The following is a 19528-nucleotide window of genomic DNA, read 5'->3' as shown; positions in this document are numbered from 1 at the left end:
TGGTGGAGCCGTTCTGGGCCACGTCAACATTCTGCGCACCGGAATCATCCACCACGTCGGTGATAACCGGCGCGACTGGTGCGATGGTGTCGATGGTGAAGTCATAGGCGTTAGACGGGTCACTGACGTTACCGGCCGCGTCGGTCTCGGTGACGGTGATGTCGTAAGTACCATCAGCCAGCGCGTCCGGAGTGAACGTCCAGGTGCCATCGGCGCCGACCATTGCAGAGCCGAGTACCTCGTCACCGTTGTAGACGGTAATGATGTCGCCTTCAGCTTCACCGGTACCCTGAATTTGCGGGGTATTGTCGTTGGTGGAGCCGTTCTGGGCCACGTCAACATTCTGCGCACCGGAATCATCCACCACGTCGGTGATAACCGGCGCGACTGGTGCGATGGTGTCGATGGTGAAGTCATACGCGTTAGACGGGTCACTGACGTTACCGGCCGCGTCGGTCTCGGTGACGGTGATGTCATACTGACCATCTGCCAGCGCGTCCGGGGTGAACGACCAGGTGCCATCGGCGCCGACTACTGCAGAGCCGATAGCGGCACCGTTGTTGTAGACGGTGATGATATCGCCTTCAGCCTCACCGGTCCCCTGGATTTGAGGGGTATTGTCACTGGTGGAGCCGTTCGGGGCCACGTCAACATTCTGCGCACCGGAGTCATCCACCACGTCGGTGATGGTTGGCGCCACTGGCGCGATGGTGTCGATGGTAAAATCAAACGGTAAAGACTTATCACTCTCGGCACCAGCGGCGTTGGTAACGGTCAGCTCAATTTCGTGCGGACCTTCAGCCATTGGGCTCGATGGGGTGAAGTTCCATGCACCACCATCACCGACAATGGCAGAGCCGAGGACTTCGCCGTCACTGTAGATAGTGACGATTTCGCCCTTAGCGAGTGCAGGAGTGGTGCCGGAGAAGGTTGGCATGGTGTCATTGGTGACGCCGTCCTGAGGGATATCACCAATAATCGGTGCAATATCATCGTACACGACCAGATTGTCCGGCGCGTTAATGTCGATTGGGTCTGGCACTGCGGTGTCAACCGTGAAGCCGATTGGTGCAGAAGAGTCGCTCTGTTTCCCATTACCATCCACAACGACGGTAGAGAAGCTATGATCGCCGTCATTGAGTGGGGTATCAGGTGTGAATGTCCAGTGACCTTTATCATCAGCAACGACAGAACCAATGACTTCACCGTTGTCCGAAATGATTACAACGTCATTAGCTTCCGCATCACCTTGATATGTTGGTGTGGAATCATCAGTCGTATCACCATTAAGTATTGGGCCAGTTTTTGGCTCAACATCATCGGTTAGCTGCTCATTTGTAGACGCATCAGGAGGTGCTGTCTTATAGGTAACAGTGACGATGTCACTGTTACTCTTGTTCCCTGCTGCATCAACAGAGGTTAACCAGTAATTATATGCACCATCGCCTTTTTGTTCCATGTAGTCAGACGGAATACTCCAGGTACCATCGGCATTTGGCGTCAGCTCAAGGCTTTGAATCGTATTATCAACACCCGTGAAGAATAGAGTTAACGAAGAACCCGGCTCAGATGTCCCTGAAATAACAACATTGCCATCATCTGTGATATTGCCATTGTCCAGGACGTTGCCCGTTACGCTACCTACATCGTCTTGAATATCTGTAATAACAGGTTTTTCACAAACGGTGTCCAGATTGACATCAAAACCAGCGGAATGTGCGGACTCATCAGTGCCGTCTGTTGCTGTAACAGAGATATAGTGAGCACCGTCGCCTGAAAGTGGGGTGTCTGGCGTGAAAGTCCAGTGACCAGAGCCATCTACCTGGGCAGAACCCAGCAGCGTTGAGCCATCGTAAATATTGACGATAGCGTCAGGATCTGCTGTACCGTTGATGGTTGGCGTGGTGTCATCCGTAGGCTGGCCATCAGTCAGGTCGCCCGTTACAGTACCCGCATCATCATGAACACTTGTAATGACCGGTACTTGCTCATCAAAGCCCGTCGTGAAGACGAATGGCAGCGAGATAAACTTCGCGTCCGAACTTGAGTCCGTGAGAATTGCCACGATGGTGTATTGGGCATGATTTTCCAGACCTGACAAATCATATGACCAGGTGCCATCTTCTTGGACAATAGCAGTGCCAATGAACTGAGTGTTGGCATAGATGCTGACAGTCATCTCTTCGCCGCCAAACAGGGTACCCTGGATGACAGGATTCAGATCGTCAGTAATGCCATTGTTAGCCACATCGCCCTGGTGGATACCGTTGGCATCGACCAGATGATCAATAAGAACTATACCATCATCACCCGTATTAGGCAGGTCTGCAGCGGCCTGGCCGTCAACAGTCTCAGAAACTGTGAACGGCATAGCAATGAAGAGAGCGTTAGTAGAGGAATCCTCTAACACCACCTGGAAGATGTAATTAGAACCATAGCTTAGCGCGCCTTCATCTGGCGTGAAGCTCCAGGTTCCGTCGTCACCAACAATGACCGTACCTAGTACCTGGGTGTTAGCATAAATGGTCAAAATCATTTCTTCTGCGCCAAAGGCTGTACCATGCAGCTCTGGAGTCAAATCGGCAGTGCCTTCGTGGTTGCCAATTTCTTTCGGCGAACCGTCTACAGAATCGTCAGTTGCGCTATCAGCAATAATGATGCCCGGTCCACCCGGCGTATACGGTGTATCCCCCGCATCAGCGAGCAGCGAGAGGGCAACCGGAGCGTGCTCAGTTTGTATCTGAGCCATGTCCAGTGCCTGAAGTTGGTTGTTGGATGCAGGAATCGTCAGCAGGGCTGGTGAGTTATAATACTCAGGAATAATTGCTGAAGGGGCAGCAGAGTCATCAATATGAATGTGGAGCGCGTTATTATGGCGGCTCAGAGAAAGGCCTTCAGACAGCTGATTGCCTTCACCACCTTCAATGAGGTAATAACCGGTTTGAATAGCGGGTACTGCAATAATGTCTTCGGCAGATGCGACAGTTTTCAGGTTAAATACCTGTGACTGACCAGCTTCCTTCGTGGTAATTGTAAATCGACTCATAGAATATCCTTTATTATTTAGATGCCAGGCCCTGGAGGGCTGATGTATACAAATATTACTTCAGCTGGTGAGGTGCCTCCTTTTTCGATTTTCAACATAAGCGGGTATAGTGAAACGTGTTTCGCCATTGACTCCCTGTTAACTCGGCGTGATCGAAACATATTCCTAGCTTCTCTTAAAAATAAACCGTATCGGGTGACAGTTAAATGCCTTGTTGATTTTTATCTCAACATGCAAAGAATATAAATAAAAATAAACCCTTTAAATACATTGACCTGTGAGGTATTTATCCTTTGTTTTGATTTTTAGAAAAAACAATTTGTTATTAGCATTTGCGATCAGAAGAACGCGCTGTGATGTTATTTCATCGGTTCTACTACAACGCTACACTCTCTTGAAATCAGAATGGACTTTTTTATTTTTTAACTGCCAGTCGGGCATGAATACAAAATTAATTCAAATACTCTATTTAAAAAAATGAAAAGGGATTTTCGTTATTTAACTCTGCCAATCTATATACTGAAAGCAATTCATATGATGAGAAAACATTTATATGCGAATGCATAAACAGAAATATAATCACGGGAATTTAAATAAAAGACTCTCTAATCTTGCCTCAGGCTTTCGTGAAGCGATGGCTAAAAAGGACTACCTGAAGGCCAGAGAGTGCTGTGAGTTAGTGTTGGTCATATTGCCTGGTAACCCTACCGTCATGGGGGATTATGCTTTGACGCTAATGCGAACTGAGGCCTATCAGCAAGCGTATGACGTCTATCTGCAGATGTACAAAAACAGGGAGAAAGTCCAGTACACCGGCAACTGGCTGGATGGTTTGACTGAAGTCTGCGGCTGGTTGGGGAAAACACAGGAGCTGCAACGCTACGGTAATGAATCTCTCACCCTTGCGGATCAGGGGTGCCGGGACGGGAAACAGTTTACTTTTCCCTCTCAGCAGCCTCCATGCTTTGAACCGGAAAAGCCAGGCCAAAATATCATCTCTTTTAGCCTGTACGGCGACACCCCGAAATATTGCGAAACGATGATAAAAAACGCCGCCATCAGCCACGAGTTCTATCCTGGCTGGACTTGTCGGGTGTATTACGACAACACGGTGCCTGCTGGGGTAATCGCACGTTTGCGGGCGCATGGTGTTCAGCTGGTTGATATGAGCAATGAGACTGAAATTGCGCCAACGATGTGGCGTTTTCTTGTGCTCGATGATCCTGGCGTATCGCGCTATCTGCTTCGTGATGCTGATTCGTTATTTTCGGAGAAAGAAGTCGCCGCCGTTGAAGAGTGGCTGACATCCCCTTATTGGTTCCATCATATGCGGGATTACTTTACGCATTCAGAGTTATTACTGGCGGGACTTTGGGGCGGATGCCGGGGCGTATTCACATCGGTGAAGGCATTGATGGCTGAGTTTGTCCGACAATATGAAGGTGCAGAGCGTTATACCGATCAGAAATTCTTACGCCATGTTCTTTGGCCGACCGTCAGAGAGAGCATTTTGAACCACGATGAAACTTTCCATTTCCATTCTGCCAGGCCGTATCCGCCACATCCGTCCGTTCGCTGGAAAACCGAACGTTTTCATATCGGCAGTAATGCCAGTTACTCAGAGATGGGTGGAACAGTAGAAAACACAAAGAGTGAGGTCGCGACGGTGAGATTTGAATCTGACAGTCATAGTGTTAACTACCGTGTGGCAGTGCATCAGGGACAGTGGTTCCTTGCGATGCCGTTTTTCCTGATTGAGGATTATGAGAGCGGGAAGCTGAAAATCGGGGTAAGTACACCGTAGCATCCTGTACTTAAAATTCAGGAGGCTGAATCTGCCAGTCTCCTGTGAAAATCATGAGTATTCTTGCGTGGGTCAGTTATGCTTCTATAGGAATGGAGTCAGGGACCATCTTTGCGAGGCTTTCAAGGCATAAACTAATGAATTCTTTGCGCTTTGCTGAGCGGTGGTAATGAGCATAGAGCGTTGATGTCATCGTCGTTTCAAAAGGGAGATCGAAGATTTTTACCGGGAATGATTCGACAAGAAAAGGCTCCAGATAAGCGGGAACCAGCGTAATATAATCAGACATTGCGCATATCAATAAAGAGTTCAACGAATTTTCTGATTTGATACCGACACTTCTTTTTTGTAACGGATCAACCTGATTAGCATCACCTTCCTGAACAAATGACTCATCAAAAATTTGAGCCCATTTTACATGTTTATTCGTTTTCCAGTCTTCCAACGTTAGCGTATCGGTAATCGAGGGATGGTTACGGCTGACTAACGCTTTAAATTTTGAAGAGTATAATTTATGCGAAATGATGGAAGTGTCATTAGGTAAGAGCCCGCCAATGTCGAGATCAACTTCGTGATTTCGGATTTTTACTATGCGCTTTTCACATGATATAGGATGGTTAACAAAATTCAGGCACAGCCCGTCAAGCAACTTATGCTCCTGGTAGACAAAGTGAGAGAACCATAACTCAAAGAAATTATAAGTGCTGACGGTGATATTGCGATAGACATCTGGGTTTTCAGAATTCACTGAGAAATCGAGTCCATCGGTAATTAATGATATGGCTTTAATATACCGCTGATTAAGCTCCAGCGCTAAAGTGGTCGGTGTAATACCATTTTTAGAGCGGGTGAAGATGGGGTTTAATGTTGTTTTTCTAATTTTATTTATGGCGTAGGTAACCGAAGAAGGAGACATGGCCATTTTTTTGGCCGCCGCAGTGACACTCCGGCATTCAATGACGGCATTGAGTATCAACAGAGAGTTGAGGTCAAAGTCTTTTGAATTCATTTGATAGGTCCTTCTGGATGTGGATGCTTCCTCTCAGGTCTTTTCGCACCAACATGAATTGGAGCAATGAAGTTGTAGGGAGGGACAATTTCTTATGCCAAAAGCAGAATTTTATCTTCTGCTTCTTATTTAATTAATTGGTATTTATTGAAATACTTTTTTTAATAATCTACACCTAACCTTCCTTTAACATCTTTGGTTTCTTCTCTTCTTACCTTATACCGTGCCGCCACATTTTACGCAGAGTGTATTTTAATTTTTAAAACTCAGCGAGACACCATGAAAATTAACATCGTAAAAAACACTTTACCATATAATCAATAGTAACACTGTATATAAGAGATAAATTTAAAATTGGATTTTTATTTTGTGAAATCTCTTTTGCACACCAAAAGAAAAAGTATATTTTAAATAACAAAATATCATACATAACTCATTAACAAACAATGGGATGAGTGTTTTATGGAATATTGCACTTTGATGTAATTACTATAAAAATAATTTATTATCCGCTGCGTGAAAAAGTGAGTGCCGCCACAATGAATTCAAGTGGAAACGAGTTTGTAAGTATTCATCTCACTCGCTCATGAGATGAGAGTTTCTATTAAAACAGTTGTGAACATTCAACATCTTAAACAGAGTGTGATTCTCGCAAGGGACATCATTGCTATTTACTCAACTTGTTAAGGGTTTCTAACAGGAGATTTTAAGTGGAAAGTAAAACCATCAACGTTGTTGTGGTCGAAGGTAATAAAATTGAAAAAACCATCGCACTACACCAGGGTTCAATGACAGGACCTGTTACAGTTGACGCTGTAGATAATGGTAAATATATCCTTGCGGAAGATGGCACAGGTTTTGCGCCAGAAAACATCACCGTAACTCGCGTGGGTGATGACTTATATATTAGCCTTGAAGGTGATGATAAAGATCATCCAGACCTTATCATCCGTGATTATTATCTGAATGAGGGTGAACTGGTCGGTAAAGGCGAAGATGGCGCTTATTACGATTATGTTTCTTCCCAGGGTCAGGACAGCGGTGTCCTTACTGCCGACTCAACAGAGCCATTAGCACTGGGCAATGACAGTATTCTAGGCCTGGGTGAAGGCCTCGTCGCTGATAATGACTCTACGTTGCTGTGGGCACTGCTGGGTCTGGGCGCACTGGCTGTTGCAGGCGGGGCTATTGCTCTGTCTAATCATCACAGTGACAGCCATCATTCAACAACTGCAGATGCTGGCGGTGATGGTAGCGATACTGTCACGGTCGCATCCGGGACACTCGACGCGATTACAGATAACGTAGGAACGATTACCGGTCCTATCGCGAACAATGGCGTAACGGATGACAGCAAGCCTACCTTCAGCGGTAGTGGTGTTGATGCGGGTGATACCGTTTATATCCTGGATACTGGTGATTCAGTGATTGGTTCTACTACTGCTCAACCTGATGGAACATGGACCTTCACACCGGACAAACCGCTGGCGGATGGCGCACATGATATCAGCGTTGTCGTGGTTGACCCGGCAGGCAATCAATCCGATCTCTCTAATGATATCAATATTGTGGTTGATACCGTCGCGCCAGCAGCAGCAGAAAATGTCGCGGTCGAGAGTGATACCAATACGCCAGCCATTACCGGCGACGCCGAAGCAAACTCTGTCGTCATAATTTCCGATAACGGCACTGTGATCGGCAGCGCTCAGGTTGATGGTGATGGCAAATGGAGCTTCACACCAACGGATCCACTGCCCGACGGTGACCATGATATTACGACCGTTGTGGTTGACGAAGCGGGTAATACCAGTCCTGAATCACCGGACATTCCCTTTGTCCTGGGCCCTGACGATAACGGCGGCGATGGCACCACCGCACCAGATGCTGCGACCGATGTTAAGGTCGCCAATGCCGATGGTGATGATGTCACAGGAAAAGATACCAACGACAATATCCCGGATATCAGTGGAAACGCAGAGCCTGGCACAGTGGTTATCATCTCAGATAACGGCAAAGAGATTGGCAGTGCTCAGGTAGATGATGACGGTAAGTGGAACTTCACGCCGAGTGATCCATTGGCCGACGGCGACCATGATATTTCAACGGTCGTAGAAGATGCTGACGGTAATACCAGTGTACCAAGTGCTGATATCGACTTTACAGTTGATACCGTTGCACCGGACGCGGCGACCAATCTTGATTTAGAAGATGACTACGGTGCTGAAACGGGACCGATTGCTGAAAATGCCACGACAGACGATTCAACGCCGATTTTCAGCGGTTCTGCCGAGCCAGATTCTACCGTCATTGTTTATGATAACGGCGAAGCCATCGGGAGCGTTCACGTTGAAACCGACGGTAGCTGGTCATTCACCCCACCAAAAGCGCTGGCAGATGGCGACCATAGTTTCACAACGATTGTAGAAGATGCAGCCGGTAATCAAAGCCCGGCATCTGATGCAATGGATTTCACTGTGGATACTTCTAACAATCCGGTTGTTAGCACAGGGTTTGAAGATTTTGACTCAGTTGCCAAAGTCGATTTTACTACATTGGGTCAGAGCGTTCATTTAGATTCCGGCATGACGATTACGCTGGTCAGCGGGCCGATTACAGGCGTGGGCCAGGCGAATCATGAATTTACGTCCATAAATTCAAGAGGAGTCGCCCTTATTGTTCCCGCGTTTGGTAAAAATGATTTAGAAATCGTTGAAAACTCAGATGTGAAATTTGCATTTGATGAACCTACCAATGCCGTCAGCTTTGATACCAATGGCAACAGCTTTAATGGAACCACAGTCACTTATTATGATACCGCGGGTAATGAGCTGAACACACAAGAAGTCCCTGCTCAGACGGATAGTTTTGCCGTGCAGACCATCACCTGGTCAGCACCAGCAGGTGAAACCATTGGCTCAATAATGATTCATACCAGCCCGGGCAATGGAAGTAACGTCAGCACCCGATTCGATAACTTTAGTTTTGGTGCAGACGACGCCGCTGCCGCAACGTATCACGCGCCAGTCGATCTTCAGGGCTTGGCTGAACATTACATGCATGGCCTGGCGACGACACTGGATTACTCCGCACTGGGCGCCGATCAACAAACTCAGTCTGACAACGACGCTTCACAGCAGGGTGTTGTGGCGGTTCACGGCCATCAACAGCTGAGCCTCGACGGTCTTCTGTCACACGCTGTGCAGAATATGTTTATCGACGACGGCAAAGAGCAGGTTGCTATCACCGGAAATGCTGACAGTCACGTTGAATTTGATACTTCATCTCTGGGTTCCGCTCAGGACTGGAGTTCCGAAGGTCATACGCTTGCCGGCGGTATGGTGTACGACGTTTACCAGCAGCATGGCAGCAACATCGAATTGTTAATTCAGCATGGCCTTGACGTTCAACACGCGTAAGGAAGGGCATCCCTGCGGGTCACCGTGGGGATACAATATTATTTTCTAAACCTCTGAGATTTGGATTCAGAGTGGAGTATAGGATGTTCAAATTTTCGAAGAAGATTCTGTTTTTAGCACTGGCTGCAACACTGGTTTCACAGGCTGCGGTTTCCGCTGAAAGCGAAGGACTAAAAACGGCGTATCAGGCCGTTCCGGATGTCGCCAACAGCCAGGCTCAGGTTGTCTATTTCCGTACTGCTGATGGCAATGTTGCTCAAGGCAATGCGAATGTATACATCGATGGCGAATTCCAGACGGCTCTGCTGGCAGGAACCTACACCACATTCTGCGTGAAGCCTGGTTCCCATGTTCTGGGTTCCTGGTTAGCGGATGCTCCTCAGTATAAAGGTAAGCAAGACAAGCAGAGCGTTGTGGAGCTTGATGGGGGTAAAACTTACTTCCTCCGTGCCGGTGAAACGCAGGGCGAAGTCTTAAAATTAGTGAGTAAACAAGAAGCGACACCGCTGCTGATGCAAACACGTTTGCAGGATATTCTACTTTCACGTGCTTCCGCTGTGGTTCCTTGTCAGAATGAGTACAAAGACTACGTGCTTTCAAGCGATGTGCTGTTTGATTTTGGCAAATCGGATGAGTCCAACATTAAGGCCGGTGGCCGTGATGCGATTTCTAATATAGCCAAAGAGTTGTCGCAAAACAGCAGCAAAGTGGTGGTGGTGGGTCATACCGATCCGATTGGTTCTGCTCAGAGTAACCTGACACTGGGTCTGAAGCGTGCCGACACTGTCCGTTCACTGCTGGTCAGCGATGGCGTGAACGTAGAAAGCGCGAGCGCGACCACGGCAGGCAGTAAAGAACCTGTCGCGTCCGGTTGTGAAGGCCTGTCTCGTTCACAAAAAATCATGTGCTATGCCCCTGATCGGCGAGTCGTCATTCGCAGCTACGCGAAATAAAAATGGAAAGCCGATTTAACAATCGGCTTTTTTTTCTTTAAATTATTTTTGCGCTATAGCAGCAAAAATTAAAAGACTGAATTACCTCCCCGAGCAAAGAGTGGAGTAAGCGTCCCTGCAAGGACAAAACGCCATTGTCCAGAAGAGGTATTAAGCTTACCCGATAATCGCCTGATACCCTTGAGCGCCTTCCTCATTTCAATCCCGACATTATTTCAAGCGAATACCTGATGGTTTTATTTTTTACTATGCCCGGCCTTATTGCATAAGGTTGCAAGTTAGCAGTATGGATGAGTTAAAAATAAAATAATCCGGCTCAATTACAACAAAAATAAAAATGTTAAATTCGTTTATTTAAATAAGGTTGACGTAATTTACCGTTAACATTAATCTTTCTTTGAACAATAACGACACAGGGGAATTATCCCCAAAAATGATTGCAAAATTTAATTTTTTTATTTTTGAGGTTGTGTGAGAATAATGAATAATGAATAACGAAGATGGTTTTTCCAAAGGTGTGATTGACCTCGAGTTTATTGAGGATGTATCCAAAATCCTGGGTGAGCGTGAAGAAAATGTGAATCTAGCTCTGTCCGGCATTGTCCCTTTGTTGTTTGATAAGATTAAGGCACATCTCTCATGGGCTAAAGAGCCCGTTAATTTTCTTGATTTACTGAGAGAGTCTCCTGATATTAATACAGAGAATACCTCAGTATCCCATTTGTTAGAGCAAACCCATTCCGAGTCCGCGACGGGTTCAATGCTGGCGATGTTATTTCCTCATCAGAGCGATAGCCTTGTAAATATGGTTTCAAGTGTTTCCAATGTTTCCAATGAATCAGGACGTTCACTGGTCTCTGTTGGCGCAGCGTTACTCTTTAGCACGCTGCGTAAGTATCTGCGACAGAGAAATACTCAGTCTCTCTCTCTGGAAGGATGGATGGACAACATTGAATATGATGCCGTGGCGATGCTTCCGGCACCATTCAAAAGATATTTGGAGAAAAATAATGTTGAAGCCTATATTTTCCCTCAGTCACGTTCGGGCGCTGTAGCAGAGAAAGTTGCCCCCGTTAAAACAAAGAAATGTGGTTTTAAATGGCTATGGTTGCTGCTGCTGGTCGCCATTGCGGCCCTTATTCTGTTGCTGAAAGGCTGCATGACATCCGGTGAAACTGATCGCAGCGCAATGCAAAAAACAACGGATAGCGTTCGAGTAGTGTGGGGGGATTTAGGCGTATTCTTTAGTAAAGTCTTGCCTGATGGAAAGACAATTAACATCCCACAAAAAGGCATGGAAAATAAGCTTATCACCTATATTGAAAGCACCGTTCAGGCTGATCAAAATACAACGTTTTCTTTTGACCGTCTGTTGTTCGAGAAAAACAGTAGCGAGCTTGATCCGGCGTCAAAGGATCAGTTAAGCAATATTGTTGAGATCCTTAAAGCCTGGCCAAATGTGGGTCTGCAGTTAAACGGTTACACTGATACCAGCGGCACAGACGAATTTAACATGAAGCTTTCTCAGGACCGTGCCGACGCTGTTCGTCAGGCACTGATTGATCAAGGTGCTCCAGCCAGTCGCCTCAAGGCCGTTGGATTCGGCTCTGCAAACCCGGTGGCTGCAAATGATACGGAATATAATCGGTCTAAAAACCGTCGTATTGAAATTCAGGTATCCAGGAAGTAAGTCGCTATAGCAATTGTGCCTGGCCGGGCACAATTGCTTTTTTAAAGTAAATATTGAAAGAAACAAACAGTGATATGGGTTCATCATCAGGATTTTCGACATGGACTTTTTTTCACGAATTCTGCAAATATTTTAAAATGGGGTTTTAAGAGAGAGCAGGGTTGCTTTTGGGTAGGGTGCAGCACCACAAGTATGAAGACTGAGACAAACGAAATATGTCGATATAACGGACGATTGTGAACTCATGATGCAGTCAAAATAGAGTTTTGGCTGCGCTACAATAGGGCACCACGGAGGTATTTACATGGTAAGTGACAAATGGCTCGCATCATGTCATCGGCGCACACTTCACACAATGAAAATCAAAGCTATTACCATGTCTGAACAATGGGAAGGGCGTAACGCCCAGGTTAGCAATGAATTGACAACATTAATACATTACCTCGATAACGCTGAAGATATTCTCTACTTCGCGATGAAAGGAAAAAATATAGAGCGAGAGAAATCGGAGTGATGCATCGGGGTGTTGTTTTATCATGGTAGTGATTATGGTAATTGAGTATTTTTTGGGTTTCTGGAACTGAATGGTTATACTTCTTCTTCATCACTCCACCTGTTGGCTTGCCGTGCCCCCTCCATTTGATGATAACTTTAAAAAAAGAAACCCCCTCTTCGTGGTTATATTAAAAATCAACTCAAAATCCGTGTTGAAAATAGCTATTGCATCCATTTATTCCCTTTGGTGACTAATCAGGTCGCTAGTCCAGGGACTGCAGTTGGCATGCATACGGCAATAACACTCTCATTTAAACCTCTTCATAACTTCAGATTTGGGATTTAAAAAATTCAATTTTAATCCTTCCCTGTAAAGAAATGATGATAATTACACCTGTCTTGCCGCGACATTATAATTTCAAATTATATTTAAAAACTCTGTTTGAATTATTAAAAAATCAAACGGCGTCATGCATATCAAAGAGTTACTGAATTTTGGTTGATGATTTTATTAATCAAAAGATGAAAATAACAAAATCCAAATACACTCTAGGGCATTGTGGGCGCGTAAAGATTCCATTGAGTAAGGGATTTCTTCTTTTCAGCAGGGTGAATACTAAATGACGGCCATTTCGCCTGTTGATGGGATGACCCATGACCTTTGTAATGCATAACTGTTTACCGGAAATAAATTCTAATGAATAGCAACGATGTCGAAAATGACAATCATGAACATGTGACCGAAAAAGTTACGATTGATGACTCCCTGCTCATGAGTGTTTCATGGGTTTGTAGTTATTACAAACTGGGTGCCTCTGACGATGCGCTAATGGCAGGTATCCCAAAAGCAAGGTTCCTTACCTCATCGCAGTCACTCACTGCATTGCAAAATGCGGGTTTCTCTACGGGTCTGGTTGAACGCGATATTTTTGATATCCCTGAGCAGTTAGCTCCGGTCATCCTGTTACGTTCCAATAGTGCAGGGGGCTGTGTTTTCCTCGGTAAAGAAACCGTTGAACTGGAAGATAAAAAGAAGGGCATTGCGTTTCGAATCATTTTGCCAGAAGTCAGTAAGGAATCGGTGTTAATTCCCGCAAAGGAAATGCGCGAAATGTACTCTGGTTTCGCTATATTCCTGAAGCCGAAAGCCAAAGCAGACCGCCGGGTTGAAGAGCCTGAATTGGTCCCCGCAGGGCACTGGCTACTTGGAACGCTTTGGCGTTATCGTCGCTATTACCGAAGTGCTGCAATTGGCACTGTATTGATCAACGTCCTGACCCTCGCCAGCATCTTCTTTACGATGAATGTTTACGACAGGGTCGTACCTAACCAGGCATTTGTGACGTTATGGTCACTGGCCATAGGCGTTTTAACCGCTATGCTTTTCGAGGCATTTGCCCGTTATATCCGTGCTCATCTGATAGATGTGGCAGGTAAAAAGGCCGACTTAGTCCTTGGCACCATGTTGTTCCGACAAATGCTCAGTATCAAAATGGAGCACAAACCTGCCTCATCAGGCTCCTTTGCGAACCAGTTAAGGGAATTTGAATCGGTTCGTGACTTCGCCACCTCGGCAACCTTATCTGCGATTGCCGACTTGCCGTTTGTGTTGTTTTTTATTGGCATTATTTTCACCATTGGCGGCTACCTTGGTTTTGTTCCGCTGATCTTGCTGCCTATCATTGTCACCATTAGCGTCATCATTCAGTGGCCGCTTGCCAAAACGATGCAAGAAAACCTGCGTGAATCCTCGCTCAAACAAGGGGTGCTGATTGAATCCATTGAAGGAATGGAAACGCTGAAAGCCGTTGGAGGAGGCGCCTACATGCAACGCCGTTGGGAGAACTTCAGTGCATTGGCGTCACAAACCAGCATGAAATCTCGTCGTCTTTCCTCCATTGCTACGGGCTGTTTTGCGTTTTTTCAGCAGATCCAAACCGTGATGATTGTCATCGTCGGTGTCTACCTCATTAGTGCTGGGGACATGACCCAGGGTGCGCTGATTGGTACGGTCATGCTCGCAAGTCGTGCCACCGCACCCTTGGGCCAAATTGTAGGCCTGGCGGTTCGCTTCCAACAGGCGAAAGCCGCGCTGGCATCTCTTAATGGATTAATGCTCAAGCCCGTTGACCGCGACCCAGGTATCGAATATCTGCCGAACCCTGAACTGGATGGCAACCTTTCGCTTAAGAGCATTGATTTTGCCTACCCGGCACCGCCAATGCAGCCTGCTATTCCGGTGCTGAAACAAATCAATATCGCCGTCAACAAGGGTGAGCGCATCGCCATTCTGGGCAAAATCGGTAGCGGAAAATCAACCTTATTGCGCGTCATTGCGCGCCTCTATACGCCTACGGCTGGGCAGCTCTTTGCCGAGGGTCTGGACGTTACGCAAATTGATCCAGCGGACTGGCGTAAGCATGTCGGTTTCGTGAGCCAGGATTCTCGTCTGTTCTATGGCTCCTTACGAGAGAACATCATGATTGGTGTCCCTAATGCGACCAGCAAAGAATTTTTGCGCGTCCTGAAGTTAACGGGTCTCGATCAGTTGGCTGCGAAACATCCTATGGGTATCAATTTGCCGATCGGGGAAATGGGCGATGGCCTATCCGGTGGTCAACGCCAGTTGGTTTCTCTCGCCCGTAGTCTGCTCGCACGTCCTTCGATTTTACTGCTCGATGAACCGACAAGTTCTATGGATATGCAAACCGAAGGTAAATTTATTGAGCATTTACAAACCGCAACAGGGGATCAGACGCTGATTGTCGTCACGCATCGCCCGTCACTGTTGGCGTTGGTTGACCGAATTATTGTCATTGATGAAGGGAAGGTCGTTGCCGACGGACCTAAAGAGACAGTCATGAACTCTCTGGCTGGGAAAAAACCACAGCCTGTTCCAACCGCATCCGCAGCAGTTCCTGCCGCTCCAAAAGTGAGGCGTGTGTCCGTTCCTACAGTACAAGAAAGTGTTGTCGCTCCGACGGGTGAAGAAGGGAACAAGGGCGCGGCGATAAACTCTGAAAAGGTGGAGTCATGATAAAGAAGAATAAAAAAGAGAATCTGTCAGCAGCTGATGCCGCTTTCATGAATGATGTCAGGGCATCGCTACTGGCTCAGAAGACACCCAGATCAAAATTGGTGTTACAGCTCATTGGCGCACTTTTCATCTGCATTATGATTTGGGCTCACTTTGCGCGAGTGGAAGAGATTACCCAGGGCGAGGCAAAAGTTATTTCTAAAAGCCGCGAGCAGATCATTCAGAACCTCGAGGGCGGGATCCTCGCTGAAATGGATGTCAGCGAAGGGGAAGTGGTCGAAAAAGGGCAGGTGCTTTTGAAACTTGACCCGACGCGCTCAAGCTCAAACTACAAAGAAACACTGTCCAAAGTTATCGGGTTGCAGGGGTCTATCGACCGGCTGACTGCAGAGGCCTATAACAAGCCGCTCTCCTTCAGCAAAGATGTGACGGATCCAGACATCATCAAACAAGAAACTGATGCGTACAACACCCGTAAGCATGACCTTATTGAGGGTGTTAAAGCTCTGCAACACAGCTATGCGTTAACCATGCAGGAAGTGAATCTGGCGACGCCGTTGGTTAAAAAAGGCCTGATGTCAGAAGTCGAACTGTTACGTACACGACGACAAGCTACGGATTTAAAATCTCAAATTGTTGAAAAAGAGAACAAATTCCGTGCGGATGCCAACAGTCAGTTGAGCAATCTGCAACTTGAGCTTTCCCAGGCTCAGGAAAATCTGATCGGTCGTAAAGATGTTCTGTCGCGTACGACCATCACAGCGCCGGTCAGAGGAACAATCAAAGATATTCGCTTTAACACCCGCGGCGGGGTTATCCAGCCAGGCGAACACATCATGAATATTGTCCCCCTTGAAGATCAGTTGCTGGTTCAGGCAAAAGTGAAACCCGCTGACGTGGCCTTCCTGCACCCCGGTTTACCGGCGACGGTAAAAATCACTGCCTATGACTTTAGTATCTATGGTGGTCTGAAAGGCACGGTTCAGCAGATAAGTCCCGGAACGTTAAAGGATGAAGATAAACAGGCCCGTGGCAAAGATGACACCTATTACCAGGTCATGGTGCTGACTGACTCCAGCAGCCTCCATGTGAAGAACAAAGTCCTGCCTATCATTCCCGGGATGATTGCAAGAGTCGAAATTAAAACCGGCGAAAAAACCATTCTGGATTATCTCCTGAAGCCGATTTACAAAGCACGTGAAGCCTTCAGGGAGCGATAAGTCATGATGGAATTAAAATTTAAGAAGAAGGCAAGTGTGCTGGCAGTGCTCATGCTTTCCTGTGCAGGGTTGCCCGTGTCAGGTTATTCACAGAGCCAACATTTTCTGCAGAGTAAAACGGAGGAACTGGCAGTGGTCCGCCCGGCGGTGACAAAGGAAGAAGCGGAATTTTTGCCGCGTAAGACTACATCATCGGTTAATCCTGGCATTATGTACCATATTGCTGATGATGAGGCGTCTAAAATTTTAGCGCATAGCCAACAGTTGGCTGCCCCTGAGCAGTTGGTTAAGACCTATCTTGCCAGAATGGCGGTTGCGGCAAAAAACTACACACCACAAATACGCGAAGCGCAGACCAATCATGAGGCCGCAGAGGCTGATGTAGTTCAGGCAGAAGGCGCACGTTTACCGCAAATCACGGTTGGCGTGCAGTCTAATCCGGAGCAATTTGGTTCTGGTCAACGCCTGGATAAAAGAGACATGACTAACGGCGTGAACATTAACGCCACTACCCCGGTATTTGACTGGGGGTATAATAGCAAAAATATTCAGAGCAAAGAGTTCACTGCAAAGGCTAGCGAAGCCTATTATCACGCGCAATTTGAAGACACGTCTTATCAGGTTTGCAGTGAACTGGCCGAACTGGCAAAGCAGAGGCTGTTGTTGCAGCTCAGTGGAGCGTATGTCCAGCGGATGTCGCATCTTGTAAATATGATCAAGGATATTAGTGATATGGATGCGGGGCGTGTCAGTGAGCTCACCCAGGCTCAGGCCCGCTTACTTCAAGCTCAGGCGGGGAGAGACGCGGCTGAATCAAAAGTGCATGACGCCGAAATCGCGCTTCGTAAGTTAACTGGTTACACCTCCTATAAAAATTTGCCAGCGCAGCCTGCGTGGAACATCCATATTGATGATCCGAATTCGTTGCTGCGGGCAATTGGTCATCATCCAACCATTATTCAGGCGAAAAATCAGGCCTTGTCTGCGTTAGAACAGGCTAAGGCCGTTAAAGCGGGCAATCTTCCAAAATTGAACTGGGTGGTGAATAAAACCATTCCAATCAACAACGGGGCTTACGAAGAGTCCTGGCAAACGTATCTGAACGTGAGCTGGGGTATTTATCAGGGCGGTTCCGCGACTGCGCAGGAAAAAGCCGCAGCGCTGCGGGCAGAAACCGCTGAAGAGCAGATTGAAGAACAAAAAATCGACTTGAGTAGCAAGGTTCGTACTGCTATCCATAACACCAATACTTTTTTGGATCAGGCTGCTCAGTATCATAATCTGGTAAATGCTACTGACCGGGTAAGACGAGACTTCTTCGAGCAATGGCGTCAGCTCAATACCCGACAGTTGCTGGACGTTCTGACCGCGGAGAGCGATTATTACAATAATCAGGTTAACGAAGTTTCGAGTCGTTTTAGTGCTTATAGCTCGATGTTTACCAGTTATGCTAACGCCGGCATGTTGAATGAGTGGTTGGGCGTTAACGAATAAACCTGACAGCATCCTGCTGTGTAAAAACAGGGGGGTGCTTTATAACACAGTTTTTAACCGCTGCCCGTAAGCCTCGCCCAAATCTGAACTGCACCCCAAAAGTCAGACATCCAACTGAGTAGGGTGGAGTAGTCCGCCCAATTATCAGAAAAGGGCTGCAGCACCAGAGCCACTGATCCCTTCCCTATATTGATGCCAGCATAAATCAAAGACTCCGGACTTTTGATCTCTTCCCAATATCGGTGCCAGGATAAATCAGAGATCCGGGCCTGTTTGCAGGCTTCGGATAAATTCTGCCGGAGTCTGGTTATTTAACGAGGAATGCGGCCGGTACTGGTTATATTCCTGCCGCCAGTGCTCGATCTTCTCCTGAGCATCTTCCAGTGACAGGAACCAGTGCACGTTCAGACATTCATCACGCAGGCTGCCGTTAAATGACTCAACCAGGGCGTTATCTGTGGGCTTCCCGGGGCGTGAGAAGTCCATCGTTACCCGGTTTTCATACGCCCAGCGATCCAGCGTTTTTGAGATGAATTCGCTACCGTTGTCCGTCTGTAGCCGCTGTGGTACACGCTGCTGTGTCTGCCTGATCCGTTCCATCACGGCGACTACATCGTCACCGCGAAGTCCCTGGCCTACCTCGATCGCCACGCATTCACGACTAAAATTATCGACTACAGTCAGGGCACGGATCCGGCGTCCGTTGAACAGATTATCAGCAACGAAATCCATGCTCCAGCACAGATCCACATCGGTGACGGCCGGGCGGATATGCCTGTGCCTGGCCGTCACGTGGCGCCGCGGGCGTTTTGACCGCAGGTTCAGCCCTTCCAGACAGTAAATCCGATGGGTTTTCTTGTGGTTAACCAGCCAGCCCTCGCGCCGCAGCAGGATATGGATCCGCTGCACACCATAACGAATACGGGTTTCTGCAATCTCCCGTATCCGCTGCGTGAGGGCCCGGTCATCGCGGCAGCTGCGGTAGTGGTAGACCGTTCGGCTCTGCATCATCAGCCGGCATCCCCTGCGAACCCCGATGCGGTACGCCGCCAGCAGGTATCCAACCGCCTCGCGTTTCTGCACCGGCTTCAGAACTTTTTTCGGATGACGTCCTGCAGCATTTCCTTGTCCAGACTGAGATCGGCGACCAGCCGTTTCAGGCGGTGATTCTCTTCCTCCAGTTGGCGCAGCCGACGCAGTTCTGTCACGCCCATGCCGCCAAACTTCTTCTTCCAGTTAATGGGATGGACTACCTCCTCCCTTTGCGCTTAACTCAACAAAATACGTTCAGCAGGAGAGTAAACATGAATATCGTCTATCTGGGTATCGATCTGGCTAAAAATGTTTTCCAACTCTGTGGTTTA

At 47.3% G+C, this 19528-nt stretch carries 9 protein-coding genes and 1 pseudogene; 7 read left to right on the top strand and 3 right to left on the bottom strand.

Annotation, left to right across the window (positions count from 1 at the left end):
• Positions 1-3046 (bottom strand): Ig-like domain-containing protein (locus tag J1784_RS01030; protein ID WP_238485333.1); only part of this gene is annotated, 3046 nt, incomplete at its 3' end.
• Positions 3047-3599: 553 nt separating this feature from the next.
• Here J1784_RS01030 and J1784_RS01025 point away from each other — a divergent pair.
• Complete coding sequence (locus J1784_RS01025) at positions 3600-4850, top strand: tetratricopeptide repeat protein (protein WP_217147679.1); 1251 nt, start codon at positions 3600-3602, stop codon at positions 4848-4850.
• Positions 4851-4926: 76 nt separating this feature from the next.
• Here J1784_RS01025 and J1784_RS01020 read toward each other — a convergent pair whose 3' ends face one another.
• Positions 4927-5859: a LysR family transcriptional regulator gene (locus J1784_RS01020; protein ID WP_217147678.1), complete on the bottom strand. Its 933-nt coding sequence runs from the start codon at positions 5857-5859 to the stop codon at positions 4927-4929.
• Between the two features lie 710 nt (positions 5860-6569).
• Here J1784_RS01020 and J1784_RS01015 point away from each other — a divergent pair.
• The 6 genes from J1784_RS01015 (at position 6570) to J1784_RS00990 (ending at position 18164) form a co-directional block, all read left to right on the top strand.
• A complete protein-coding gene (locus J1784_RS01015; protein WP_217147677.1) occupies positions 6570-9275 on the top strand; it encodes an Ig-like domain-containing protein in 2706 nt (901 codons plus the stop codon).
• An 83-nt stretch (positions 9276-9358) separates the two neighbouring features.
• A complete protein-coding gene (locus J1784_RS01010; protein ID WP_217147676.1) occupies positions 9359-10228 on the top strand; it encodes an OmpA family protein in 870 nt (289 codons plus the stop codon).
• Between the two features lie 487 nt (positions 10229-10715).
• Complete coding sequence (locus tag J1784_RS01005; protein ID WP_217147675.1) at positions 10716-11918, top strand: OmpA family protein; 1203 nt, start codon at positions 10716-10718, stop codon at positions 11916-11918.
• Between the two features lie 1192 nt (positions 11919-13110).
• Positions 13111-15450 carry a type I secretion system permease/ATPase gene (locus J1784_RS01000; protein WP_217147674.1) on the top strand — a complete coding sequence of 780 codons (2340 nt, stop codon included), beginning with the start codon at positions 13111-13113 and terminating at the stop codon, positions 15448-15450.
• Entirely contained in the window at positions 15447-16670 is a 1224-nt protein-coding gene (locus J1784_RS00995; RefSeq protein ID WP_217147673.1) for an HlyD family type I secretion periplasmic adaptor subunit, read from the top strand. The genes J1784_RS01000 and J1784_RS00995 overlap by 4 nt, the downstream gene beginning before the upstream one ends.
• A gap of 3 nt (positions 16671-16673) precedes the next feature.
• The gene (locus J1784_RS00990; protein ID WP_217147672.1) at positions 16674-18164 is read left to right on the top strand and encodes a TolC family protein; all 1491 of its coding nucleotides are present in this window, start codon (positions 16674-16676) and stop codon (positions 18162-18164) included.
• A gap of 255 nt (positions 18165-18419) precedes the next feature.
• On the opposite strand, the pseudogene J1784_RS00985 reads toward J1784_RS00990, so the two are convergent.
• A pseudogene (locus tag J1784_RS00985) lies at positions 18420-19402 on the bottom strand (IS3 family transposase); the annotation flags it as partial.
• Positions 19403-19528 lie beyond the last annotated feature (126 nt).

Source organism: Rahnella ecdela (genome assembly GCF_019049625.1).
Taxonomy (GTDB): domain Bacteria; phylum Pseudomonadota; class Gammaproteobacteria; order Enterobacterales; family Enterobacteriaceae; genus Rahnella; species Rahnella ecdela.
Note: the sequence above shows the minus strand (reverse complement) of the source record. Positions and strands in the feature narration are given on the sequence as shown.

Coding starts and splice junctions, on each gene's coding strand:
- J1784_RS01025 (WP_217147679.1), top strand. CDS start 3,600: ATGCGAATGCATAAACAGAAATATAATCACGGGAATTTAAATAAAAGA.
- J1784_RS01020 (WP_217147678.1), bottom strand. CDS start 5,859: ATGAATTCAAAAGACTTTGACCTCAACTCTCTGTTGATACTCAATGCC.
- J1784_RS01010 (WP_217147676.1), top strand. CDS start 9,359: ATGTTCAAATTTTCGAAGAAGATTCTGTTTTTAGCACTGGCTGCAACA.
- J1784_RS01005 (WP_217147675.1), top strand. CDS start 10,716: ATGAATAACGAAGATGGTTTTTCCAAAGGTGTGATTGACCTCGAGTTT.
- J1784_RS01000 (WP_217147674.1), top strand. CDS start 13,111: ATGAATAGCAACGATGTCGAAAATGACAATCATGAACATGTGACCGAA.
- J1784_RS00995 (WP_217147673.1), top strand. CDS start 15,447: ATGATAAAGAAGAATAAAAAAGAGAATCTGTCAGCAGCTGATGCCGCT.
- J1784_RS00990 (WP_217147672.1), top strand. CDS start 16,674: ATGATGGAATTAAAATTTAAGAAGAAGGCAAGTGTGCTGGCAGTGCTC.